Raw genomic sequence first — 22,316 nt, forward strand, 5'->3', positions numbered from 1 at the left:
CGCTCACATCCGGAAGACGCCGTAGGAGACCGGCTCGAGCGGCGCATTCGCGCACGTCGAGAGTGCCAGTCCGAGAACTTTTCTGGTGTCGGCGGGGTCGATGATGCCGTCGTCCCACAACCGAGCGGTGGAGTAGTAGGGGTTGCCCTGGTCTTCGTACTGCTCGCGGATCGGAGCCTTGAACGCTTCCTCGTCTTCGGCCGACCACGGCTTGCCCGACGCGTCGAGCTGATCGGAGCGCACGGTCGCGAGAACGGATGCTGCCTGCTCGCCACCCATCACCGAGATGCGGGCATTGGGCCACATCCACAGGAAGCGAGGCGAATACGCGCGCCCGCACATCGAGTAGTTGCCTGCGCCGTAAGAGCCGCCGACGACGACGGTGAGCTTGGGAACCCGGGCGCAGGCGACGGCGGTGACCATCTTCGCACCGTGCTTGGCGATGCCGGCGGCCTCGTAGTCGCGGCCGACCATGAATCCGGAGATATTCTGCAGGAACAGCAGCGGGACGGAACGCTTGTCGCACAGCTCGATGAAATGTGCTCCCTTGAGGGCAGATTCACCGAAGAGGACGCCGTTGTTGGCAACGATGCCGACGGGGTGACCGTGGATGCGCGCGAATCCGGTGACCAGGGTCTTGCCGTATTCGGCCTTGAACTCGTGGAAACTAGCACCGTCTACCACCCGGGAAATGACCTCGCGCACGTCGTAGGGGGTGCGTGAATCGGTGGGGACCACGTCGTAGAGTTCGGCCGGGTCGGTGTCTGGTTCGACGGTCGGTGCGACGTCCCACGGGCGCGGGGTGCGCGGTCCGAGAGTAGAGATGATGTTGCGCACGATGCGCAGTGCGTCGCGGTCGTCCTCGGCGAGGTGATCGGTGACGCCGGAAACCTTCGAATGCAGGTCGCCGCCGCCGAGTTCTTCTGCGGTGACCACTTCACCGGTCGCGGCCTTCACCAGCGGCGGGCCGCCGAGGAAGATGGTGCCCTGGTTGCGGACGATCACGGCCTCGTCGCTCATCGCGGGTACGTAGGCGCCGCCTGCGGTGCACGAGCCGAGAACCGCGGCGATCTGCGGGATCCCCTGGGCGCTCATGGTGGCCTGGTTGTAGAAGATTCGTCCGAAGTGTTCGCGGTCGGGGAAGACCTCGTCCTGCCGGGGCAGAAAGGCTCCGCCGGAGTCGACGAGGTAGATGCACGGCAGGTTGTTCTGCAGCGCCACTTCCTGCGCGCGCAGGTGCTTCTTCACGGTGACCGGGTAGTAGGTGCCGCCCTTGACGGTGGCGTCGTTCGCGACGATCACGCACTCGCGACCCGACACTCGGCCGATTCCGGTGATGACGCCGGCGCCGGGGCACTCGTCGTCGTACATGCCGTTCGCGGCGAGCGGGGACAGTTCGAGGAACGGGCTCCCGGTGTCGAGAAGTTCGTCGACACGGTCGCGGGGGAGCAGCTTCCCTCGCGCGACATGGCGTTCACGGGACTTTTCGTTTCCGCCGAGGGCTGCCGCGGCAAGCTTCTCCCGGAGGTCTCCGACCAATTGTTCATGCTGGTCACGGCTGGTTTTCGAGAGCGCGTGAGCGGTTGTCACGGTTACCATCCTCGGTTGATTGACCTAATCACCATTAACTGAAAAACTAGGTTAGTTATCATTAACCGAGTTGTCCATACCCCGATGTTGTCCAGACCAGTGGAGTCCCGCATGAACGAGGCAGTCGAAGTGGAGTCCCCCATGCTGACGCCGCGGTCGCAGGCCAAGGCCGAGCGCCGACGACAACTGCTCGTCGCGGCAGCGCGCCTGATCGCCGAACGCGGCTTCACCGGTGTACGCCTCGAAGACCTCGGCGCCGCCGTCGGCATCAGCGGGCCCGCCGTCTACCGGCATTTCCCCAACAAAGACGCGTTGCTGGTCGAGATCCTCGTCGACATCAGCCGACGACTCTTCGCGGGCGGCACCGCCGTCGCAGCAAGCACCTCCGACCCTCACGACACACTCGAAGGCCTCGTCGACTTCCATCTCGACTTCGCCTTGGGCGAGCAGGACCTCATCCGCGTCCAGGATCGCGAACTGCACTCACTCACCGAGGACGGGCGGCGCCAAGTGCGCACCCTGCAGCGCCGCTACGTCGAGATCTGGGTGGGTGTGTTGTGCCGCATCGATCCGGCACTCGCCGAAACCGACGCCCGCACCATGGCGCATGCGACCTTCGGGCTCATCAACTCCACCCCGCACAGTGCCGATCCACGCTCACCGCACAGCACCCGCACCGTCCTGCGACGGATGGCGCTCGCAGCACTCGATTCCACACATCAGGACCCAGTAGCACCCAGTAAGGCCCAAGCAGAACCCCAGTAGGACAGGGAACATGACGTACTTCGAACGCACCGGATCGAATTCCTTCCGCGCAACCGAGCATGTGGGTGGCGCATGGAACATCGAGGAACAACACATCGCACCCGCATTCGGGCTGCTCGCGCACGTCGTCGAATGCGACCGTGACGCGCGGCGCGACGACGGTCTGGTGATCGGCCGCCTGTCCTACGACATCCTCGGGGTACTGCCGATCGGCGACATGGACGTCGAGGTGACCGTCCTGCGCCCCGGACGCACCATCGAACTCGTCGAGGCGGTGCTCACCCACAGCGGTCGCGCCGCCGTGCGGCTGCGGGCGTGGCTCATGGCTCCGGGCGCCACCGACACACTCGAAGCGACCACCCTGCCGCGCATCGCCCCGCCCGACGAACACGAACCGTGGGACGCGTCGGAGGTGTGGCCGGGTGGGTTCATCGAATCCGTAGAAGTTCGACGCGCTCAGGTCGAGCCGGGTCGGGCGTCGTTCTGGGCGCGCTCCCCGATTCCGCTGCTCGCCGACGAGAAGGTCAGCGACCTCGCCCATGCCGTCCGGCTCTTCGACATCTCCAACGGCATGACCGTGCGTGCCGATCCGAAGAGCGTCGCGTTTCCCAACCTCGATCTCACCGCGCATCTATTCGCGCAACCGCAAGGAGAGTGGGTCGGCTTCGACACCACCGTGTCGTTCGGGGCAGGCGGCATCGGCCTGACCAGCAGCGTTCTGCACGACATCTACGGCCCGATCGGCACGATGTCGCAGATCCTCACGGTGCGTCCCAGCACCTGACGACGGCGTACGCGCGCTCCGCGGACAAATTCACCGGGTCGACCGCGTGCATCTGTCTGCCGTGTTCGCGGTTGTCAGGTGCAGTCGCGCGCACAACAGCGCACGGCCTAAGCTCGGCGCATGGCAGCGGCAGTACACGTGCGATCCCCGCAGGACCTGGCCCGATCCCTCGAATCGACCGGCTACCTAGCCGACGACGGCGTCGCGATGGCAGCGTTCCTCGCGCTGCGCATGGGCAGGCCCCTGTTCTGCGAAGGGGAGCCCGGCACAGGAAAGACCTCGCTCGCCGTGGCGCTCGCCGAGGCATTGGACCTGCCGCTGATCCGGCTGCAGTGTCACGAGGGCATCGATGCGTCGCAGGCGTTGTACGACTGGGATTTCCCCCGCCAACTGTTGCACCTGCGCACCCTCGAGGCCGCGAGCGAGGGAACGTTCGACGCCGACGCCGCCGAACGTTCCCTCTACACCGAACGATTCCTGCTCACCCGCCCACTGCTGCAAGCCCTCACCGACGCCCCGTGCGTCCTGCTCATCGACGAGATCGACCGCGCAGACGACGAATTCGAAGCGTTCCTGCTGCAGGTCCTCGACGAGAACTCCGTGACCATCCCAGAGCTCGGCGAGATCAAGGCCAGTGTCCCGCCCCTCGTCGTGCTCACCTCCAACCGCACGCGCGAGGTACACGACGCCCTCAAACGTCGCTGCCTGTACCACTGGGTCGAACACCCCGGCCTCGAACGCGAGATCGCGATCCTGCGCCACCGCCTACCCGGCATCGACGCCGCGCTGGCCGAACAGATCGCCCGTGCCGTCCACGCCCTCCGCGACGCAGACCTGCTCAAACCGCCGGGTGTCGCCGAATCCCTCGACTGGGCACGAGCTCTGATCGAACTCGACCGCGACGTCCTCGACACCGCGACCGCCGCCGCAACCCTCGGCGCAGTCCTGAAATATCGCGAAGACCTCGAACGGGTCGCGCGCGCCGGTCTCGACCGCCTCCTGGCAGGCTGAACATGGGCGGCGGAGCGCTCGTCGGCGTCGCAGGGTTCGCGCGAGCCCTCGAAGAGGCCGGACTCCCGGTCGCGCTCGACTCCACCCACACCTACGTCCGTGCCCTCCGAGAAGTGGACGCGAGCGACCCGACCCAGGTGTACTGGGCAGGCCGCGCGACCCTCTGCCGCGACCCCGACGACCTTCCCCGCTACGACCTCGCCTTCGAAGCCTGGTTCGGCGGCGAACTTCCCGTCCTCTCCCGCACCACCGGACAACAACAACGAACCGCGACGGTCGCCGCACTCACCTCACCGGCCGGATCAGACACCGGAGGCGACGACTCACCGCGACTCCAGGTCGCGGCCGACGACACCGAGATCCTGCGGCACCGCGACATCGCCGAACTCACCCCCGCCGAACGCGCACACCTCGACGAAATGCTCACACTGCTGAAACCCCGCCCCCCGCGGCGACCGGCAGCACGACTACGACCGTCACGACGCGGCCCCGTCGACCCACGACGCACCCTGCGAGCCATGCTCGCCGCGGGCGGCGAAACCGTCCGGCCCGCCCGACACCACCGCGCGACCCGTCCCCGCCGGGTGGTGCTGCTGATCGACGTATCCGGATCCATGAGCCCGTACGCCGACGCGCTGCTGCGATTCGCGCATGTCGTCACCCGCAGCAACCCGTCGGCCACCGAAGTGTTCTCCCTCGGCACCCGCATGACCCGCCTGACGCGCGCACTGCGCGCCCGCGACCCCGAACGTGCGCTGGCCGCGGCATCGAGCACCGTCCCCGACTGGGCGGGCGGCACACGTCTCGGCGACACGTTGCGTGCGTTCCTCGACCGCTGGGGTCGACGTGGCGCGGCGCGCGGCGCTGTCGTCGTCATCTTCTCGGACGGCTGGGAACGCGGCGACACCTCACTGCTCGCCGAGCAGATGGCACACTTGCGCCGACTCGCCCACGCCGTACTGTGGGTCAACCCCCATGCGGGCGCCGACGGCTACGAACCCATCCAGTCCGGGATCTCCGCCGCACTCCCGCACCTCGACCGACTGCTCGCCGGGCACAGCCTTGCGACGTTGGAGAAACTGTTGAAGGAGGTCCACCGTGCGTGATGTTCTCGACGAACTCGAGCGCCGCTACCGCGCAGGAGAAACCGTCGCCCTGGGCACAGTGGTCTCGACGTTCCGGTCCGCCCCACGCGACGCCGGCGCCTCGATGCTCGTCGCCGGCGACGGCACCGTCACGGGCAGCGTGTCGGGAGGATGTGTGGAGGGCGCCGTCTACGAACTCGCACAGGACGTCATCGGCGACGGCAACGCGGTCCTGCAGCGGTACGGAGTCTCCGACGACGACGCATTCGCGGTCGGCCTCACCTGCGGCGGCATCATCGACGTCTTCGTCGAACGCATCGACCCCGCGGAATTCACCGCGCTCGGCGGGGTCATCGACTCGATCCACACGGGCGAGCCCGTCGCGATCGCCACCGTCACCGAGCATCCCGATCCCGCCGTGGTCGGACGACGCATGACGGTGTGGCCGGAACGGACGGACGGCGAACTCGCGTCGGCCCGCATGACCGACGCCATCACGGATGACGCACGCGGCCTGCTCGACGTGGGCCGCTCCGGAACCCTGCACTACGGACCGGACGGACAGCGACGCGGCGAAGGAATGTCCGTGTTCGTCAATGCCTTCCAACCGCGGCCCCGGCTGCTCGTGTTCGGCGCGATCGATTTCGCCGCCGCGATGGCCACGCTCGGTTCGTTCCTCGGCTACCGGGTGACGGTGTGCGACGCGCGCGGCGTATTCGCCACCCCCGCACGTTTTCCCGCGGCCGACGAGGTCGTCGTCGATTGGCCGCACCGTTATCTCGCCGCCGAACACGAGGCCGGCCGCGTGGACAAACGCACCGTGATCGCGGTGCTCACCCACGATCCCAAGTTCGACGTGCCGCTCCTCGAGGTGGCCTTGCGGATCGACGTCGCCTATGTGGGAGCCATGGGGTCGCGCCGCACGCACGACGACAGACTGGCCCGCCTGCGCGAAATCGGTATCACCGACGACGAGATCGCCAAGCTGAGTTCGCCGATCGGCCTCGACCTCGGTGCCCGCACTCCCGAGGAGACCGCGGTGTCGATCGGCGCCGAGATCATCGCCCTGCGATGGGGTGGGGGTGGGCAACGCCTCGCGGACCGCGGTGGACCGATCCACACGCACGAGGAGTTGGCGCAGTATCCGGCCGGCCAGTCGTCCGGTCATGGATCGACCGAGCCCGATCCGGCCTGAAGTCACGCCGGCCGACATGGAAGACGAAGGGACCACTTGCCAGACATGTCCAACAAGAACGGCGGTTCGCGCGGCCGGAAGCGCGCGGAGAAGACCAAGAGGCGGCAGCGGGATCGGGCTGCGGTCATTTCGCTGACCGAACGTTTCAGGCGGACCGCTCTGGACGAGTACACCCGGATCACTGCTGAATTCCATACCTGGTTACTCGACACCGAGACAGTCCTCGACGATCAGAGAGCCGGGGAGTTGATCGCCAGTGTCGCCCAGGCCGTGGACACGCTCGCGGAGGAGACCCCGGGATTCTCGGCGACTGCCTGGCGGGGATCGGACGTCGACCATCTGCTCGACGTGGTTCTACTGAGTGACCGTGTCGTCGCCAGTGACGAGGCCCGCCTGCTGATCGTGAGCGAAGTCGCCGCATATCTGCTGTTCCTCAGCGAATCCGGATTCTGGACGGGTTCGGACGACGACTACACGTCGTGCATCGAACGGATCGGTGAGTATGTGGACAGAGACGGCACGGGCCCGTCGATCCTCGACATTCCCGTTCCCGAGGTGGAACCTGCCGTCGAGCTCGCCGCCCTGACCGAGATGCCACTCGTGAAGAGGATGGAGGCGTTGGTGGACTGGGTCGGCACCTCGCGGCCTATCACGTCCACAGGCGCTCTCAAGCTCGCCGCGGTGCCGGAAGCCGCCGCCCTGTTCGGTCATTCCGTGACCACCTCGGTTCAGCGCTCGAACGCTCCCGGGCTGTTCGACGACCCGGCCGGCGCGGGCGACACCCGGTCGGTGCGGTCCATGTGGGACGTCGCGGGATTGTCGGAGGCCTGGACGGTCGCGCACGACACCGGCCTTCTCACGAGCAACTCCACCGTTGTCACGCCGGGGCCGACCGCGACGCTCTGGCACCGTCCGGTGAACGGCAACGCCTTCCTCGACTCCTGCCGAAACGTGGTGTCCGGATGGATCGTCGCGAGCCTGTCCACGCGCAACGAGAGCCGGCTGGGCGCGTACTTTCAGATGATCGACCAGGCGATCACGATTCTCTTTGCGGCGGGATCCGGCGACCAACCCGTACCGTGTGATGCGGACGAACGCCGCGCGGTCTTCGAAACGGCACCGGAGGAACTGCTCTCCCTTCTCGACCTGGTGGCCGACACGCGTGCCGAGTCCATGGTGGCGGATGGATTCTTCGACATCACCGACGGCACCTATCGCGTTCCCGAACCATTGAAGCCCGCTGTGCACCAAGCGCTTACTGCCCTCCTCGGCGACATCGACGTCGACGACATCGAGCCCGAACCGGGACCTTCCTACACCGTGAAAGTGTCACTCAGCGGTATGAAGCCACCGGTGTGGAGACGTGTCGTCGTCGATAGTGGACTGCCACTGTGCTGTCTGCACGACATCATCCAGGCGTGCTTCGATTGGGACGACAGTCATCTGCACATGTACACGGACGGTACGAAGCGGGGAGCCGGTCGGGCATATCTCCCCGACCACCAGATGGATTCCGATTTCGCCGATATGTTCCGTGACGTCGTCGCGGAGGAGACCGTCGCCGTGGCCACCGCACTCCCGAAGGTGGGGGCGAAGCTGACGTACGAGTACGACTTCGGAGACAGCTGGACACACGAGATCGTGGTCGAGGCGATCGGCGACGTGGACCCCGAGGCGCCGCGCGCAGTGTGCACCGGAGGGCGTGGAATGGCGCCGGCCGAGGACAGCGGCGGGCCGTGGGGTTGGGCGCAGATCGTCGCAGCCATCGACGACCCGGCCGCAGACGACCATGAACAGATGCGCGAGTGGCTCGGGTTGAATCCCGGGGAGCGGATCGATCCGAAGGCGTTCGACACCGACGGGCCGAACGAGCGGTTGGAGCGGCTGTTCGGGTAGGCACACCCGCGACGGCGAGATTCCTAGAAGTATTGGGCTCCGCCGTCGATCGCGAGACTCTGGGCGGTGACGAACGCCGATTCGTCGGAGGCGAGGAACGCGACCATGCTCGAGATCTCGTCGGCCTCCGCCATGTACTGGTTGAGGAACGGCATGGTCATGCCGCCCAGTCGCGGATTGGACTCCGCCGTCTGCGCGATACGTTCGCGCATGCTTCCCGAACCCATCGGGGTGTTCACAGCACCGGGATGAATACTGTTGACGCGGATGTCGTGCTGCCCGAGTTCCGCCGCACATGCGCGGGCCATGCCGACGAGCGCATGCTTGCTTGTCGTGTAGGGCACCATGAACGGCTGCAGCTTGACACCGGCGAGTGAGCTGGTGATGACGATAGATCCGCCACCGCGGGTGATGAGGTGCTGTGCGGTCGCCGTGATCGTGTTCCACACACCGGTGACGTTGATGTCGAGGGTGTCGCGGAAGCTCGTGGGAGTGACCTCGTCCCAGGTCTCCGGGATGCAGATGCCTGCGTTGGCGACCACCACGTCGAGACCACCGAAGTGCGCGACCCCTTCCTCGACCGCCGCTTTCAGACCGTCGAGGTCGCGGACGTCGCATTGCACCAGGTGCGCTTTCGCGCCTTCCGCCTCGACGAGCCGCTTCGTCTCATCGAGGTCGCCTGGGGTCGCGGAATCGTAAGGGACGCCGGGCAGCGGACCGGCAAGGTCGACACCGACGATCTGTGCGCCTTCACTCGCGAGCCGCACGGCGTGCGCACGGCCCTGACCTCGGGCGACTCCGGTGATGAACGCGATCTTGTTGTCGAGCCGGCCCATGCAGGTTCCTTCCGTCGTCGAAAACACGTCGTCCATGTCGGTGCCGCCGAAGGATTTCCGTCATTCCTCTCCTTTCTACGCGCGCGATGCAGGAAGCTGGCAGTGATCCATATCACTGGGTCCAGATCACGGGACTGCACGAAGTACTGGGAGGTCCGATGCGCATCGTTGTCACGGTCGACGGAGCGGTCTACACCGACGACGTCGAACCCCGACTCCTTCTCGTCCACTACCTGAGAGAACGACTCGGCAAGGTGGGCACAGTGGTCGGGTGCGACACAAGCAACTGCGGCGCATGCACCGTCCTGCTGGACGGCAAGAGCGTCAAATCCTGCTCGGTGCTCGCCGTGCAGGCCGACGACAGAGCGGTTACGACGGTCGAAGGACTCACGAAGGACGGCACCCTCCACCCGGTCCAGGAGGCCTTCCGCGAGAACCACGCGTTGCAGTGCGGGTACTGCACGCCCGGCATGATCATGGCGACCGTCGACCTGCTGAACGAGAACCCCGACCCCGACGAAGAGCAGGTCCGCCACGGCCTCGAAGGAAATCTCTGTCGGTGCACGGGATATCAGAACATCGTCGCAGCCGCGCAGGATGCGGCCCGGCGCATGCACGCAACCCCGGCGGAGGACGCACGATGACCACCACCGAGTCACGGACCAGCGGAGCCGAGCCCGAGATCGGGCAGTCCCGTCGCCGCAAGGAGGACGAACACCTCATCACCGGCCGGACCCGCTGGACCGACAACATCGTCCTCCCCGGAATGCTGCACGCCGCGATCCTGCGCAGCCCGTTCTCGCACGCCCGTATCACCGCCATCGATGTGGAAGAGGCGAAGAAGCAACCCGGCGTCATCGCCGTGTACACGGGCGCCGACCTCGCCGAAGAGCAGGGCAGCCTGCCGTGTGCGTGGCCGATCACTGAAGACCAAAAAGCTCCACCCGCGCCATCCCTGGCCGTCGACACCGTCAACTTCGCCGGTGAAGCGGTCGCCGTCGTGGTGGCCCGCACCACCTACGAGGCCCACGATGCGCTCGACGTCATCGACGTCGACTACGAGGACCTTCCGGTGGTGCTCGACCTCGCCGACGCGGCCGCCGACACCGAGATAGTGCATCCCGATCTCGGAACCAACCGCAGCGCCACATGGACATTCGACTCCGCCGAAGCCGGCAGCGGAGGCAACATCGAGGACGCGATCCGCGACGCCGAAGTCCTCGTCGAACGCACCTTCCGTCAGCAACGGCTGATTCCCGCGTTCATGGAACCCCGCTCGGTGGTCGTCGACCCGACCGCCACACAGATCACCATGTGGTCGGCCACCCAGGTGCCGCACATTCTGAAACTGATGCTGGCGATGTCGCTCGGCATCCCCGAACACAAGCTGCGCGTGATCGCACCCGACGTCGGGGGAGGGTTCGGCGGCAAGCTGCAGGTGACTCCGGAAGAAGTCCTCACTCTGCTCATCGCGCGCCGACTCCACAAGCCCGTCAAATACACCGAGTCCCGCAGTGAATCGATGGTCGCCGCGCACCACGGCCGCGACCAGATCCAGAAGCTCACGCTCGCAGCGCGACGCGATGGCACCGTCACCGGCATGAAGGTCGAATTGCTCGCGGACATGGGCGCCTACCTGCGTCTCGTCACTCCCGGTGTGCCGATCCTCGGCGCATTCATGTTCACCGGCATCTACAAATTCGATTCCTACCACTTCACCTGCACCAACGTGTTCACCAACAAGGTGCCCACCGACGCGTACCGCGGCGCGGGACGCCCGGAGGCGACGTTCGCGATCGAACGGATGATGGACGAACTCGCTGCCGAACTGTCGATGGATCCGATCGAGATACGCGAGAAGAACTGGATCAGGCATGAAGAGTTCCCGTTCGATTCGGTGGCGGGGCTGACCTACGATTCGGGCAACTACGAGGCGGCCACCGCGAAGGCCCTCGAACTGTTCGATTACGACGGCCTGCGCCGCGAGCAGGCGCAGCGCCGCGAGTCGAATGATCCTGTGCAACTCGGCATCGGAGTGTCGACATTCACCGAGATGTGCGGTCTCGCGCCGTCGCGGGTACTGGGATCACTGTCGTACGGCGCAGGCGGATGGGAACATGCTGCCGTCCGCATGCTGCCGACCGGCAAGGTCGAAGTGGTCACGGGATCGTCGTCGCACGGCCAGGGGCACGAGACCGCGTGGAGCCAGATCGTCGCCGACCAACTGGGAATCCCGTTCGACGACATCGAAATTCTGCACGGCGACACCCAGTCGTCGCCCCGCGGCCTCGATACGTACGGGTCGCGCTCGCTTGCCGTCGGCGGTATCGCGGTGGTCAAGGCCGCCGAGAAGGTGGTGGCGAAGGCCCGGCCGATCGCGGCGCACCTGATGGAATGTGCCGAGGACGATCTCGAGTTCACCGAAGGTCGATTCAAGGTGAAGGGCACCGAGAAGGCCGTTGCGCTGACCGACGTCGCACTCGCGGTGTTCGCCGCACACGATCTGCCCGACGGGGTCGAACCGAATCTCGATTCCGAGGCTACCTACGACCCGGACAACTTCTCGTTCCCGCACGGCACCCACCTGTGCGCCATCGAAGTCGACACCGAGACCGGACATGCACGCATCCGCAAGTACGTGTGCGTCGACGATATCGGCCACGTGGTGAACCCCTTGATCGTGGAGGGCCAGGTGCACGGAGGGCTGGCACAGGGCATCGCTCAGGCCCTGTACGAGGAGGCCGTGCACGACGAGACGGGGACCCTGCTCAGCGGGTCGTTCGCCGAATACCTGCTGCCGACGGCGGTGGACCTGCCGCATTTCATCACCGACCGCACGAACACACCTGCTCCCGGAAACCCGCTCGGGGTCAAGGGCGTCGGCGAGGCGGGCACGATCGCGTCGACACCCGCCGTGGTGAACTCCGTGCTCGACGCGCTCCGGCCGCTCGGGGTTCGCTCCATCGACATGCCGTGCACGCCCATGCGGGTCTGGCACGCGATCCGTTCCGCTCAGGAGGGAAACCGATGATCCCCGCCGAATTCGAGTACACCGCCCCGACCACTCTCGACGAAGCGGTCGCCGCGCTGAACAACGCCGGTGAGGACGCCAAGGTGATGGCCGGGGGCCAGAGTCTGATGCCTGTGCTGCGGCTCCGGATGGCGGCGCCGTCCACCGTCGTCGACCTCGGCCGCGTCTCCGATCTGCGGGGGATCCGCGAGGACGGCGACACCCTGGTGATCGGCGCGACCACCACACACTACGAGGTGCTGCACGATCCACTCGTCGCACAACACGCGAAGTTGCTGGCCGAAGCCACTGGCACCGTTGCCGATCCGCAGATACGCCACCGTGGAACGCTCGGCGGAGCACTTGTGCACGCCGACCCTGCGGGAGATCTGTCGGCTCCGGCCCTGGCGCTCGATGCGGAATTCGTCGTCGTCGGCCCTTCCGGCCGGCGCACCATCGCGGCGCCGGACTTCTTCCAGGACTATTTCACGACCGCGGTGGAGCCGGGCGAAATCCTCGCGGAGATCCGCATTCCCAAGCACACCGGGTGGTCGGCACGCTACGAGAAGTTCCATCGCGCAGCGCAACAATGGTCGATCGTGGGTGTCGCAGCGACAATCGAGACCGACAATGGCACGATCCGACAAGCGAAGGTCGCCCTGACGAACATGGCGGCGGTGCCTGTGAGGGCCCGCGCAGTCGAGGAAGCACTCGTCGGACAAGCGGCCACCGCCGGTACGGTCGCGTCGGCCGCCGCACACGCGGCCGACGGAACCGACCCGATGACCGACGGCAACGCCGACGCCGAGTATCGAAGCCACCTGGCGGAAGTCCTCACGCGGCGCGCCGTGACGACCGCTGTGGGGCTCTGAGTCCCGCAGAAACGACGCAGGAGAGACCCGATGCAACTCGAACACCAGCTGTCCGTGCCGGCACCCGTCGACGAGGTCTGGGCCGCACTGCTCGACCCGGAGAAGGTCGCACCCTGTATGCCCGGGGCAACTCTGACCGGTGTGGACGGCGATACCTTCACCGGCACCGTCAAGGTCAAGCTGGGCCCGGTCGCGCTCACCTACAAGGGCACCGGCGTCTACGTCGAGAAGGACGAGTCGGCCAGGCGGGCAGTCATCGAAGCGAACGCGAAGGACGCACGAGGCAACGGCACCGTGAGCGCGACCATCACCATCGTGCTCACCGGCGAAGGCGACCACACCGACGGCACCGTGACCACCGACATGACGATCACGGGCAAGCCCGCGCAGTTCGGCCGCGGCATGATCTCCGACGTCGGCGGCAAGATCCTCGAGCAGTTCGCGGCGTGCTTGTCCGAGAAGCTCGGCCCGGCAACGGCCGAACCCGAGGAAGCCCCGGCCGCACCCGCAGGCAGCACGGGTACTGCAACCGCGGCCGCTCCGGCCGCCACCGCGCCCCAGCCCTCGAGCGCACCGAAGAAGGCTCAGCCCGAGGCAGAGCCGCTCGACCTCATGGAATACGCGGGCGGATCTGCGATCCAGCGCATCGCGCCGGTCGTGGGAGTCCTCGCAGTTCTCGTCTTGATCCTGGCGGTCATCCGCCGGAAGCGCTCGCACTGATCACGACCGCGCGCCTGGGCGCGGTGCCTGGGAACTCCTCAGGTCGCCGCGGCCAGGCGTGTGGCGTGAAGTCCGGCAGCCAGATCCGGTGTGGCGATCACCGATAATTCGGTACGCAACCAACGATGTCCGGGGTCGTCGTCGAATTCCTCGTGCCATACCGCCCACTCACGCACAGCAGGAAGCGAGAAGTTCGGTTCGAGGATCCGCAACTGCGCCACACCCGCAATCCGCCGAGCCATCCGTTCCGGGACGATCGTCACGAGGTCGGTCATTTCGAGTACGTACGGCAACACCGCGATGTTCGTGGTCGTCGCCGACGACCTCGTGGCGATCCCGGCCCGGGCCAGGGTCCGGCCCAAACTCATGTCGCCGCCGTACTGCAGATAGGACAGCAGGGGGTAGCCCGCGAGCACATCCGCGGTGAGTTCGATACCTGCATAAGGGTGGCCGCTCCACACGACCCCGACGTATCGGTCGTGGAGGACCACTCGGCGGCGGCACTGTTCGAATTCGGATGTGGAGAGAAGTTGCTCGGGCACCACGGCAAGGTCGATCTCATGCCTGTGGAAGGCCTCGAAACCCGCCGCCGACAGCGGCTGCATGTCGAATCTGATGCCGTGCGATCGGTAGCGGTTTCGTCTCAGGAGGTTCCGCAGCAGCGTCACCTCCGAATAGTCCCCGGTCAGCAGCGTGAAGGCACGCTCGGCCGTCGCCGGATCGAAATCCGGAACGGTGAGAATCGACCGCTCCACGGTGACCAGCACACGTCGTAGCGGTTCGGCGAGGGCAAGTGCACGCGGTGTCGGGCGCAGTGTCCGTCCACTCTTGACGAGAAGCGGGTCGTCGAATTGCTTACGCAGACGGGCAAGTGCGGTGCTGGTGGCGGGCTGCGACATGTTCAGACGGCGAGCGGCCTTCGTCACATTGCATTCGGTGAGGAGGACATCGAGGACGACGAGCAGATTCAGATCGACTCGTCGCAGTTCCACCGCATTTCTCCTCTTCATGGGATCGCCCGGCCTCGGGGATCCTAACTCAGGAGTCCGATACATACTTAACGTCCGGTATCTGTTACTCTGCATACCTGCTATCCAAATCGGACATGCAATTTGTATAAATGCACGACACGGCCCTAATCTGGCCCAGATCTTGCTGGTTGAGTGTTAGATTGCCGATCCTTTCCCAGGACCTATCCCGATTTCGGCCCGGCCGGTTGAGACACGTACGAGAAAGGCCAGGCCCACCCCCCATGAGCCTCCTCCGCAACCTGCGGGTGCCAACACCGGACAATTGGCGCCTGTGGCAGAAGGTCACGGCGGTTGTCGCCGTGCCCCTCATTGCAGCATCGCTCTACGGCGGGCTGCGCGCCTACGACACCGTCCAAGAGGCGAATCACTACAGCCAACAAGCCGAACAGGTAGCGATCATCCCCGCGCTCGCACAGTGGAGCACCGGCGTCGCAGGCGCCGCCATGGCAACGATGATCGGCCTGCCCACCGACAACGCCGCGGCGATCATCGCCGAGAACGAGCCCGCGCTCGATGAATTCCTCGCCGACAAGGAACTCGATCCCAAGATCATGGGCTCGGTGTCCCGCGCCGTCCAGGAAGGCGAGGCCCTCTACGAGAGCGCCACGCGGGGTGGGATGTCGCGCGAGGCGACCCACGAACGCCTCCAAGGATTCGTCTCCCGGATCACCCTGGTGTTCCGGAGCATCGTCGACGCGACCGGCGACCCGGATGTGCTCGCAGATTCGGGCCTGCTGCTTGCCACCTGGGACACCCAGTGGGAAGTGATCGACCAGATCGTCGCGTTCGCCGCACTCATGGACGGATCCGAAGCGACGAGCGTCATGTTCCTCAACGCGCAGGCCTCGGAAGCCGGCAAGCTCGCGCTGTTCCTCGAGGATGTGAACGATCCCGAGCTGGCGAGCGCCCTCAACGGGCAGATGGAGCAACGGCGAGCCCTCATTGCGGGTATCGACGACGCGTCCACCGATGTCTCGGCACTGCGCAACTCCATCTTCGCGACCCTGACCATCTACCAGGAGATGGTCGAGTCGGCAGGCACCCGCATCGTCTCGACACTCGATGACCTCGCCTCCACAGCCAGGAGGGACGCCACGGGAACGGTGATCGGTGTGGCGGTCGTCCTCGCACTCGCACTCGGTCTCGCCCTGCTCGTTGCAGCCTCCCTCATCCGGCCACTGCGACGCCTTCGCAACGACACGCTCCGGGCTGCCGATGTCGGCCTGCCGGAAGCGATCGCGGACATCAAGAACGGGGCCGACATCGAGACGGTCATCCTCGAACCGATCCGCGTCACCACGCGCGAGGAGATCGGTGAGGTGGCCCGCGCCGTCGACAACATGAGCGCAGGCGCGCTCCGCCTCGCAGGCGAGCAGGCGGCACTTCGCCGCCAGGTCAACGAGATGCTCGAAACCCTCGCACGACGAAACAAGACCCTCGTCGAGCAACAGCTCTCGCTCATCGACTCGCTCGAACACGAAGAACGCGACCCCACGCGACTCCAGAACCTGTTCGCGCTCGACCACCTCGCCGCGCGTATGCGACGCACCGGTGATTCACTGCTCGTTCTCGCCGGCACCCGTCAGCGCATGGGCCGCGTGCCCGACACACCGCTGGGCGACGTGCTCCGCGCCGCGGTCTCCCAGGTCGAGAACTACCAGCGTGTCGATTTCGGTAACGCACCCGACGGCAGTCTGCTCGGCAGTTCGGTCACCGATATCGTGCATCTCGTCGCCGAGCTCCTCGACAACGCGCTGCGCGCATCCCCGCCGGACAGCACCGTCGCATTCGCGTTCTCCCGCGCGGTCGACGGCGGGCTGCTGCTCGAGATCGCCGACCGCGGTATCGGAATCCCGGCCGAAGAACTGACCGAGATCAACGAACGGCTCTCGAGCGACGACGAAGGCAACTGGGGCGCCGCCCGACGCATGGGTCTGTTCGTGGTCGCGCGACTCGCTGCACGCAACGGGATCACCGTGCGTCTGCGCCCGACCTTCGACTCCACGACCAACGCCGGTATCACCGCGAGTGTCTACCTGCCCATTCGACTCCTCAAGGGAGTAGGCAACACTGCGGCCGATACGTACCAGATCGACCGTCCGCGTCGGCTGCAGCGATCGGCAACGGAGATCGAGCACGCCATCAACCCGTACCCGCTCGCGCAGGAGATTTCCGAGCGACCTGCAGGGCAGCTGCCGTCGAGGAATTCGTCCCCCGACACGGCGCAGTACGACCCGAGTCTGCAGTACGAATCGGAGCCCCAGTACGACCCGGAGCCCCAGTACGGTTCGGGACCTCAGTACGGCAACGACTCTCAGTACCAGCCGGAGCCCCAGTACCAGCCGGAATCCCAGTACCAGCCCGAACCCCAGCACGGTCAGGGCTCGCAGTACGGCCAGCAGTACGAGGGCGACCAGGGCAATGCAGGCGACGGTGGATGGCAGCAGGATCCGGCGCCTCGACCACCGAACCCCGGCACAAGCCCGAGCGTCCAGCGCGGCCGCCTGCACGAGCGGTGGCCGAGCAGGCGCGAAGAGTGAGCTCGGAGTAACCACACGGGCCACTGACTTCTGACAAGTACGGCTGACGACACTGTCGTCAGCCGTACTTGTCGAAACAGCACTGTGGTTTCGTGATCTTCTCGCAATCATTCACCGAAAAACGTGCTTTAGATCACATTTTCGAAAGAAAATCGTTCGGTGCCGCGTCTACCGGATTTCCCTCTTACCTGCAGTGATGGCGGCGTGAATCATCTCGACTCCCGACTCGCCCGCAATCGGGGCGTGACCTTTCCGTTATATTCGCCTACGGTCGTTGATATCCCGCAACGGGAAGATCGACCAGCGGCGCCGGGCTGAAAGTGTGTACCCGTCGGGGGTAGCCCGGCGCCGCATCTCCCTCACGATGCTCGCCGTCATGAGGCAAGCCCGACCACCCCCCACCCCGCGGCCGCCGCAGCGACCGCGAGAACGAGGGTTCCCAGTGCCCCGAACAGCGCGGCACGGTACCTACCCTCGTGAATCAGTCGAACAGCTTCGACGCTCACCGTGCTGAATGTGGTGTATCCGCCGCAGAACCCGACACCGAGAACGACTTCGAGTCGCTGATCTGCGTCGTGCCAGAGAACGAGACCGACCAGGACGCCGAGCAACAACGATCCCGACACGTTCACGACCATCGTTGCCCACGGAAACTGCAGGCTCCGTCGACTGCGTATCTCGCCGTCCACCACGAAACGCGTCAGTGCACCCAGACTTCCCGCGAGCGCGACCCACAGTGTCATCGCAGACATCCGCGCCCCCCGGCGATGCGCGCACCCACCGCAATACCCAGCCCCGCCGCGCACAGGCCGAGAAGCACCGAGGCGGCCGCGTAGGACGCAGCGAGCACCGGACTGCCGTCACGCACGAGCGAAACGACATCGACGGCGAACGTGCTGTACGTCGTGAATGCGCCGAGCATGCCTGTTCCCGCGGCGAGGCGGAGCAGATATCGCCGACCCGTGTCGGCCCCGGTCCGGAGCAGAGCCTCGAGCAGCAGGCCGAGGACGAAGGCTCCGGCGATATTCACCGCAAAGGTGCCAACCGGCCAACTATCGGGTGATGCAGGACACCAGAGCCCTACGCCATAGCGACCGAGCGTCCCGATCGCGCCGCCGACAGCGACCGCAGCAAGCGCGGATGGTCGGCGATGCGCGACGACGCCTCGGTCGTCGGCCACAGGCAGTTCCTTCCGTGAAAAGAAGAAACTACCGCCGAATCTACGAAGCGGCTACTCGCGCTGCCCGGACCTCGAGCTCGTCGGCGTCTGCCTCGGCACCCCACGCGCGCAGCGCCGACGCTGTCACGCGCAGCGACTCGGCCGATGGGTTCGCGGCCGACGCTGCCGACACGGTACGGCGCTTGCTGCGTCCGGCCAAGGGGAACATCGCGCTGAAGAGCATGTTGAGCCTTTCGGGGGTCTGCCGGATGGGTACCGACACCACGGCTGCATGCTCGGGTAGGAACGATCGGGCAGGGCTCCCCGAACACACAGGTTGTCCGTTACGGGTCTACCACCGAGTAACTTGGATGTGAATGCGAAGTGGGTCACATCGGTTCGGTGATCGCGAACCGGACAGGTCACCATGTGGGCCATGCATCCCCGAAGTCGACGAGGTGAGCGAAATCATGCCGCAGACACGGAAATCCAGCGCACGAGGACCCCCGCGGCCGGACTCACCTGATCGGCGCGAACATCTCCTCGGCAAGAAGCGCCGGCGCTTCGAGCGGGAGCAGGCGCCCCGCGCCCTCCACGACCTCGAGACGTGCGCCGATCTCCTCGGCAACCTTCCTGAGCGGAGCGACGTGCACGAGCGGATCCTGATCGCCCACCACGACCTCCACGGCGCGGCCGTTCCACCGCTGCCACAGCGACCGACCGATACGGGGCATCCCCGCCAGCGAGGTGCAGTACGCGCCAACGCGGCAGGACCACCGCAGCGTGGCGTCGTCGGGTTCGAAGCCCGAACCCGCAAGCGCGCGGAGATACCGCTCGGTGTTCTCGAAACTCGGCTCGTTGCGCCACTGGAGGCCCGGAATCAGTGCCCGGTGCCATCTCGCACGCGGCACCAGGCCGAGGGGCGCCGCGAGCACGAGCTTCTCGACTCGCTCCACATCGGTGATCGCAGCAGCAGCCGATCCGGCCCACCCGAGCCCCAGGATCGGTACGACACCGATCTCCAGGACATCGAGGACCTCCGTGAGCCACCGGCCGTATGCGGCGTGGACGTTGCCCTCAGGACGGGTGCACGCGCTCGCTCCCGGCAACCCGGGCAGATCGACGAGGACCACGCGTCGGGAGGGATCGAACGAGCCGGCCAGATCACGCAGGCCTGCAGCGGGGAGATCACCTCCCGCGAGGACGACGATCGGATGACCCGTCGCAGGCCCGACGCTGAGCACGCGGGTCTCACCGAGGGAGGTACGCGCAACTTGCTCGCCGACCGGCTTCGGCCAGTGCGACAGCATTCCTGCACACGCGTGGTGGATGACGCTGTCATCACCGGGGCAGCGGTACGGGGACTTGGTAAGCACTCCCAGTCACCCACCGATCCGGACTGCAACGGCGTCTTCACAGGTGAACGGCATGTTTGGATCTTCTCTCGTACGTACGACACATCTCTCGCCGACCAGACTTCCGGCACACCGCAGGACACCGTAGCTCACTGTTCGGCACTCACGCCAGCAGGCAGCCGGAAAGAACGCACTACCAGCATCAACATCCCCATCAGCACCATCAGCGGGTATCGTTCCGATCACGGTGTGGCTCCTGACACACCACCGTACGGTCTTGACCACCAGTGGATTTCGCGAAAGGGGCATGATGGACAGCGACGTACTCGTCGTCATCGGAGTAGGCGGGATGGGGCTCGCACTCGCGCGCCGGCTGGGCGCAGGACGCACCGTCCTGCTGGCAGACTTCAACGAAACAACCCTCGACGCCGCTGCGACGACCCTCCATGGAGAGGGACATGAGGTGAAAACACAGGTCGTCGACGTATCCGATCACGACTCGGTTGCCTCACTGGCCGATCTCGCAGCCGGGCTCGGTCGCGTCACCCACGTCGCGCACACGGCCGGCGTGTCGCCGGAGCAGGCCCCCATCGAAGCTGTCCTGAAGGTCGACCTGCTGGGCGTCGCACTCGTCCTCGACGAGTTTGCCCGGGTCATCGCGCCGGGCGGGGCCGGCGTCGTGATCGCCAGCATGGCCGGCCATATGGGAGCACTACCTCCCGAGCAGGAGAAAGCGCTCGCCGTCACCCCGGCCACCGACCTGCTCGACCTTCCCTTCCTCGCTCCGGAGAAGCTGGGTCATCCCGGAATCGCCTACACGGTCGCGAAGCGTGGGAATGCCGTGCGGGTGCAGAGCGCTGCGGCCGCGTGGGGAAAGCGCGGGGCGCGGATCAACTCCATCAGCCCCGGCGTCATCTCGACCCCCATGGGCCGCGAGGAACTCTCCGGCGAATCCGGGCAGCGGATGCAGGGGATGGTGAGCATGTCTGCAACCGGCAGGCTCGGCACACCCGACGACATCGCCGGTGCAGCGGCCTTCCTCCTCGATCCGCAATCCAGCTTCATCACCGGCACAGACCTTCTGGTCGACGGTGGTGTCGTCGCCGCGGTCCGCGCCGCTGCGTGGGGGAGCTGAAGATTCAGGACTCGACGCGGCCGGGCATCTCGCGCCGCCAGTGCAGATCCATCGGCAACTCGCCGATCGATTCCAGCACCAGCGGCCGGTAGCCGCTTCCCACCTCGGGATCGGGGAAATGTTCCTCCGGGTCGATGAACATGACCTCGATTCCGTCCAGGTGCAGCCGCCGGACCACCTCGAGCAGCACCCTGCTGCCTGCCGGGAACACCGAACGGACGAGAGCGAGATCCAGCACGAGCCGCGGGGTGACGATCGGTTCGTCGATCAGATCGCGTACGAGCGCTTCTGCGTTCGTGAACTGAAGGTCGCCCTGGAGGACCAGCAGAGTGACGGCAGTGTCTCCATCGCCGAATTCCCTGCGGCGACGCATCACCGAGTGCGCAACCATCGGAGCATCCATGAGATGCAAATTCATGTCGCGCGAAAGATGTTCGCAGACCTGGACTCCGCGCGCACTCGTACCGTGCGAATCGAGGCGCGGAGAAAAGACTGCAATCCCCAACTGCCCCGGGAGGATTCCGATGATTCCACCGGACACACCGCTCTTCGCGGGAATCCCGATGGTTGTCAACCAGTCTCCTGCGGCGTCGTACATTCCGCACGTCGCCATCACCGACAACACTTGGCGCACCACCGGCCTGGAGAAGATCTCTTCGCCTGTGTGCGGCTGAATTCCACCGCTCGCAAGGGTTGCCGCCATCATGCCGAGATCGGCGGTCGTCACACGCACCGCGCACTGGCGTATGTACCCCTCCACTACGGCGTCCGGATCACCGGTGAAGACGTCGTAACTGCGAAGCAGGTTGGACAGCGCAATGTTTCGGTATGCATTGTCCAGCTCCGACCTGGCAACCTTCTCGTCGATGTCGAGTTCGCGTCCGGCCATCGCCGAGAGCAACTTCCGAATCCGCTCGACACCGATGTCCGCCGACGCATCGGACGCCACGAGGGCATGTGCCGCGAGTGCACCGGCATTGATCATCGGGTTGAGCGGCCGACCGGTGTTCCGCTCGAGCGAGATCTCGCTGAACGACTCGCCGGAGGGCTCCACGCCCACCCGATCGAGTACGGCTTCGAACCCGAGGGTCTCGAGCGCGAGGCCGTACACGAACGGCTTGGAGATCGACTGGATCGTGAATTCGTCCTGATGGTCACCGACGGAGTAGGCGTCGCCCTCCGCGGTCACCAACGACAGCGCGAACCGATCGGGATCGACCGCCGCCAACTCCGGGATGTACTCGGCGAGCTCTCCCGAATCGGCTGCGCATGTGTCGAGCACCTGGTTCAGATAGTCCGGGATCGGTGAGAGCATTCCCTCATTCTGACGGA

The 22,316-nt window shown here is 66.0% G+C and carries 20 protein-coding genes; 12 read left to right on the top strand and 8 right to left on the bottom strand.

Annotated features, from left to right (window positions below; translation table 11 throughout):
• Positions 1–3 precede the first annotated feature (3 nt).
• Positions 4–1,599: a carboxyl transferase domain-containing protein gene (locus ACFWCF_RS03590; RefSeq protein ID WP_378557243.1), complete on the bottom strand. Its 1,596-nt coding sequence runs from the start codon at positions 1,597–1,599 to the stop codon at positions 4–6.
• 102 nt (positions 1,600–1,701) lie between these two features.
• Here ACFWCF_RS03590 and ACFWCF_RS03595 point away from each other — a divergent pair, with 102 nt between their 5' ends.
• From ACFWCF_RS03595 to ACFWCF_RS03620, 6 genes are all read left to right on the top strand, one after another.
• Positions 1,702–2,355: a TetR/AcrR family transcriptional regulator gene (locus ACFWCF_RS03595; RefSeq protein ID WP_378557246.1), complete on the top strand. Its 654-nt coding sequence runs from the start codon at positions 1,702–1,704 to the stop codon at positions 2,353–2,355.
• 10 nt (positions 2,356–2,365) lie between these two features.
• Positions 2,366–3,139, top strand: coding sequence for a thioesterase family protein (locus ACFWCF_RS03600; protein ID WP_378557249.1), 774 nt, complete (start codon positions 2,366–2,368; stop codon positions 3,137–3,139).
• A 120-nt stretch (positions 3,140–3,259) separates the two neighbouring features.
• On the top strand, positions 3,260–4,150 hold the full coding sequence (locus ACFWCF_RS03605) for an AAA family ATPase (protein ID WP_378557252.1): 891 nt from the start codon (positions 3,260–3,262) through the stop codon (positions 4,148–4,150).
• 2 nt (positions 4,151–4,152) lie between these two features.
• Entirely contained in the window at positions 4,153–5,256 is a 1,104-nt protein-coding gene (locus ACFWCF_RS03610) for a VWA domain-containing protein (RefSeq protein ID WP_378557255.1), read from the top strand.
• On the top strand, positions 5,249–6,430 hold the full coding sequence (locus ACFWCF_RS03615; protein ID WP_378557258.1) for an XdhC family protein: 1,182 nt from the start codon (positions 5,249–5,251) through the stop codon (positions 6,428–6,430). Before ACFWCF_RS03610 ends, ACFWCF_RS03615 begins: the two co-directional genes overlap by 8 nt.
• A gap of 45 nt (positions 6,431–6,475) precedes the next feature.
• Positions 6,476–8,326, top strand: coding sequence for a plasmid pRiA4b ORF-3 family protein (locus ACFWCF_RS03620; protein ID WP_378557261.1), 1,851 nt, complete (start codon positions 6,476–6,478; stop codon positions 8,324–8,326).
• Between the two features lie 23 nt (positions 8,327–8,349).
• Here the strand turns inward: ACFWCF_RS03620 and ACFWCF_RS03625 are convergent, their stop codons facing one another.
• Positions 8,350–9,162: a mycofactocin-coupled SDR family oxidoreductase gene (locus ACFWCF_RS03625; protein ID WP_378557263.1), complete on the bottom strand. Its 813-nt coding sequence runs from the start codon at positions 9,160–9,162 to the stop codon at positions 8,350–8,352.
• Between the two features lie 158 nt (positions 9,163–9,320).
• Between ACFWCF_RS03625 and ACFWCF_RS03630 the strand changes: the two genes are divergently transcribed.
• Genes ACFWCF_RS03630 through ACFWCF_RS03645 form a run of 4 tightly spaced genes read left to right on the top strand, consistent with a single transcriptional unit; the run spans position 9,321 to position 13,764 of the window.
• Positions 9,321–9,806, top strand: coding sequence for a (2Fe-2S)-binding protein (locus ACFWCF_RS03630; RefSeq protein ID WP_378557266.1), 486 nt, complete (start codon positions 9,321–9,323; stop codon positions 9,804–9,806).
• Complete coding sequence (locus ACFWCF_RS03635) at positions 9,803–12,193, top strand: xanthine dehydrogenase family protein molybdopterin-binding subunit (RefSeq protein WP_378557269.1); 2,391 nt, start codon at positions 9,803–9,805, stop codon at positions 12,191–12,193. The genes ACFWCF_RS03630 and ACFWCF_RS03635 overlap by 4 nt, the downstream gene beginning before the upstream one ends.
• Positions 12,190–13,044 (top strand): FAD binding domain-containing protein, encoded by an 855-nt coding sequence (locus ACFWCF_RS03640; protein ID WP_378557272.1) that lies wholly within the window; start codon positions 12,190–12,192, stop codon positions 13,042–13,044. Before ACFWCF_RS03635 ends, ACFWCF_RS03640 begins: the two co-directional genes overlap by 4 nt.
• Before the next feature lie 30 nt (positions 13,045–13,074).
• Positions 13,075–13,764: an SRPBCC family protein gene (locus tag ACFWCF_RS03645; RefSeq protein WP_378557274.1), complete on the top strand. Its 690-nt coding sequence runs from the start codon at positions 13,075–13,077 to the stop codon at positions 13,762–13,764.
• 38 nt (positions 13,765–13,802) lie between these two features.
• Here ACFWCF_RS03645 and ACFWCF_RS03650 read toward each other — a convergent pair whose 3' ends face one another.
• The gene (locus ACFWCF_RS03650; protein WP_378557276.1) at positions 13,803–14,756 is read right to left on the bottom strand and encodes a LysR family transcriptional regulator; all 954 of its coding nucleotides are present in this window, start codon (positions 14,754–14,756) and stop codon (positions 13,803–13,805) included.
• Positions 14,757–15,016: 260 nt separating this feature from the next.
• On the opposite strand from ACFWCF_RS03650, the gene ACFWCF_RS03655 reads away from it, so the two are divergent.
• Entirely contained in the window at positions 15,017–17,335 is a 2,319-nt protein-coding gene (locus ACFWCF_RS03655) for an ATP-binding protein (RefSeq protein WP_378557278.1), read from the top strand.
• A gap of 374 nt (positions 17,336–17,709) precedes the next feature.
• Here ACFWCF_RS03655 and crcB read toward each other — a convergent pair whose 3' ends face one another.
• The 4 genes from crcB to ACFWCF_RS03675 all read right to left on the bottom strand — a co-directional run bounded on the left by crcB (position 17,710) and on the right by ACFWCF_RS03675 (position 19,870).
• Positions 17,710–18,078 carry a fluoride efflux transporter CrcB gene (gene crcB / locus ACFWCF_RS03660; protein WP_378490720.1) on the bottom strand — a complete coding sequence of 123 codons (369 nt, stop codon included), beginning with the start codon at positions 18,076–18,078 and terminating at the stop codon, positions 17,710–17,712.
• The gene (locus tag ACFWCF_RS03665) at positions 18,075–18,515 is read right to left on the bottom strand and encodes a fluoride efflux transporter FluC (RefSeq protein ID WP_378557280.1); all 441 of its coding nucleotides are present in this window, start codon (positions 18,513–18,515) and stop codon (positions 18,075–18,077) included. Before ACFWCF_RS03665 ends, crcB begins: the two co-directional genes overlap by 4 nt.
• Positions 18,516–18,555: 40 nt before the next feature.
• Positions 18,556–18,780 (bottom strand): hypothetical protein, encoded by a 225-nt coding sequence (locus tag ACFWCF_RS03670; protein WP_378557283.1) that lies wholly within the window; start codon positions 18,778–18,780, stop codon positions 18,556–18,558.
• Between the two features lie 232 nt (positions 18,781–19,012).
• Complete coding sequence (locus tag ACFWCF_RS03675; RefSeq protein ID WP_378557286.1) at positions 19,013–19,870, bottom strand: alpha/beta fold hydrolase; 858 nt, start codon at positions 19,868–19,870, stop codon at positions 19,013–19,015.
• A 289-nt stretch (positions 19,871–20,159) separates the two neighbouring features.
• On the opposite strand from ACFWCF_RS03675, the gene ACFWCF_RS03680 reads away from it, so the two are divergent.
• The gene (locus ACFWCF_RS03680; protein ID WP_378557721.1) at positions 20,160–20,984 is read left to right on the top strand and encodes an SDR family oxidoreductase; all 825 of its coding nucleotides are present in this window, start codon (positions 20,160–20,162) and stop codon (positions 20,982–20,984) included.
• A 4-nt stretch (positions 20,985–20,988) separates the two neighbouring features.
• Here the strand turns inward: ACFWCF_RS03680 and ACFWCF_RS03685 are convergent, their stop codons facing one another.
• The gene (locus ACFWCF_RS03685) at positions 20,989–22,299 is read right to left on the bottom strand and encodes a glutaminase (RefSeq protein WP_378557289.1); all 1,311 of its coding nucleotides are present in this window, start codon (positions 22,297–22,299) and stop codon (positions 20,989–20,991) included.
• Positions 22,300–22,316: the final 17 nt, after the last annotated feature.

Origin of the sequence: Rhodococcus sp. NPDC060090 (assembly GCF_042729855.1) — a bacterium.
GTDB lineage: Bacteria > Actinomycetota > Actinomycetes > Mycobacteriales > Mycobacteriaceae > Rhodococcus.

What these genes read in the sequence shown, in the direction of transcription:
- ACFWCF_RS03655 (WP_378557278.1), top strand. Translation starts at nt 15,017, where the DNA reads ATGAGCCTCCTCCGCAACCTGCGGGTGCCAACACCGGACAATTGGCGC.
- ACFWCF_RS03605 (WP_378557252.1), top strand. Translation starts at nt 3,260, where the DNA reads ATGGCAGCGGCAGTACACGTGCGATCCCCGCAGGACCTGGCCCGATCC.
- ACFWCF_RS03680 (WP_378557721.1), top strand. Translation starts at nt 20,160, where the DNA reads ATGGACAGCGACGTACTCGTCGTCATCGGAGTAGGCGGGATGGGGCTC.
- ACFWCF_RS03625 (WP_378557263.1), bottom strand. Translation starts at nt 9,162, where the DNA reads ATGGGCCGGCTCGACAACAAGATCGCGTTCATCACCGGAGTCGCCCGA.
- ACFWCF_RS03595 (WP_378557246.1), top strand. Translation starts at nt 1,702, where the DNA reads ATGAACGAGGCAGTCGAAGTGGAGTCCCCCATGCTGACGCCGCGGTCG.
- ACFWCF_RS03610 (WP_378557255.1), top strand. Translation starts at nt 4,153, where the DNA reads ATGGGCGGCGGAGCGCTCGTCGGCGTCGCAGGGTTCGCGCGAGCCCTC.
- crcB (WP_378490720.1), bottom strand. Translation starts at nt 18,078, where the DNA reads ATGACACTGTGGGTCGCGCTCGCGGGAAGTCTGGGTGCACTGACGCGT.
- ACFWCF_RS03630 (WP_378557266.1), top strand. Translation starts at nt 9,321, where the DNA reads ATGCGCATCGTTGTCACGGTCGACGGAGCGGTCTACACCGACGACGTC.
- ACFWCF_RS03590 (WP_378557243.1), bottom strand. Translation starts at nt 1,599, where the DNA reads ATGGTAACCGTGACAACCGCTCACGCGCTCTCGAAAACCAGCCGTGAC.
- ACFWCF_RS03645 (WP_378557274.1), top strand. Translation starts at nt 13,075, where the DNA reads ATGCAACTCGAACACCAGCTGTCCGTGCCGGCACCCGTCGACGAGGTC.
- ACFWCF_RS03600 (WP_378557249.1), top strand. Translation starts at nt 2,366, where the DNA reads ATGACGTACTTCGAACGCACCGGATCGAATTCCTTCCGCGCAACCGAG.
- ACFWCF_RS03620 (WP_378557261.1), top strand. Translation starts at nt 6,476, where the DNA reads ATGTCCAACAAGAACGGCGGTTCGCGCGGCCGGAAGCGCGCGGAGAAG.
- ACFWCF_RS03640 (WP_378557272.1), top strand. Translation starts at nt 12,190, where the DNA reads ATGATCCCCGCCGAATTCGAGTACACCGCCCCGACCACTCTCGACGAA.
- ACFWCF_RS03685 (WP_378557289.1), bottom strand. Translation starts at nt 22,299, where the DNA reads ATGCTCTCACCGATCCCGGACTATCTGAACCAGGTGCTCGACACATGC.
- ACFWCF_RS03635 (WP_378557269.1), top strand. Translation starts at nt 9,803, where the DNA reads ATGACCACCACCGAGTCACGGACCAGCGGAGCCGAGCCCGAGATCGGG.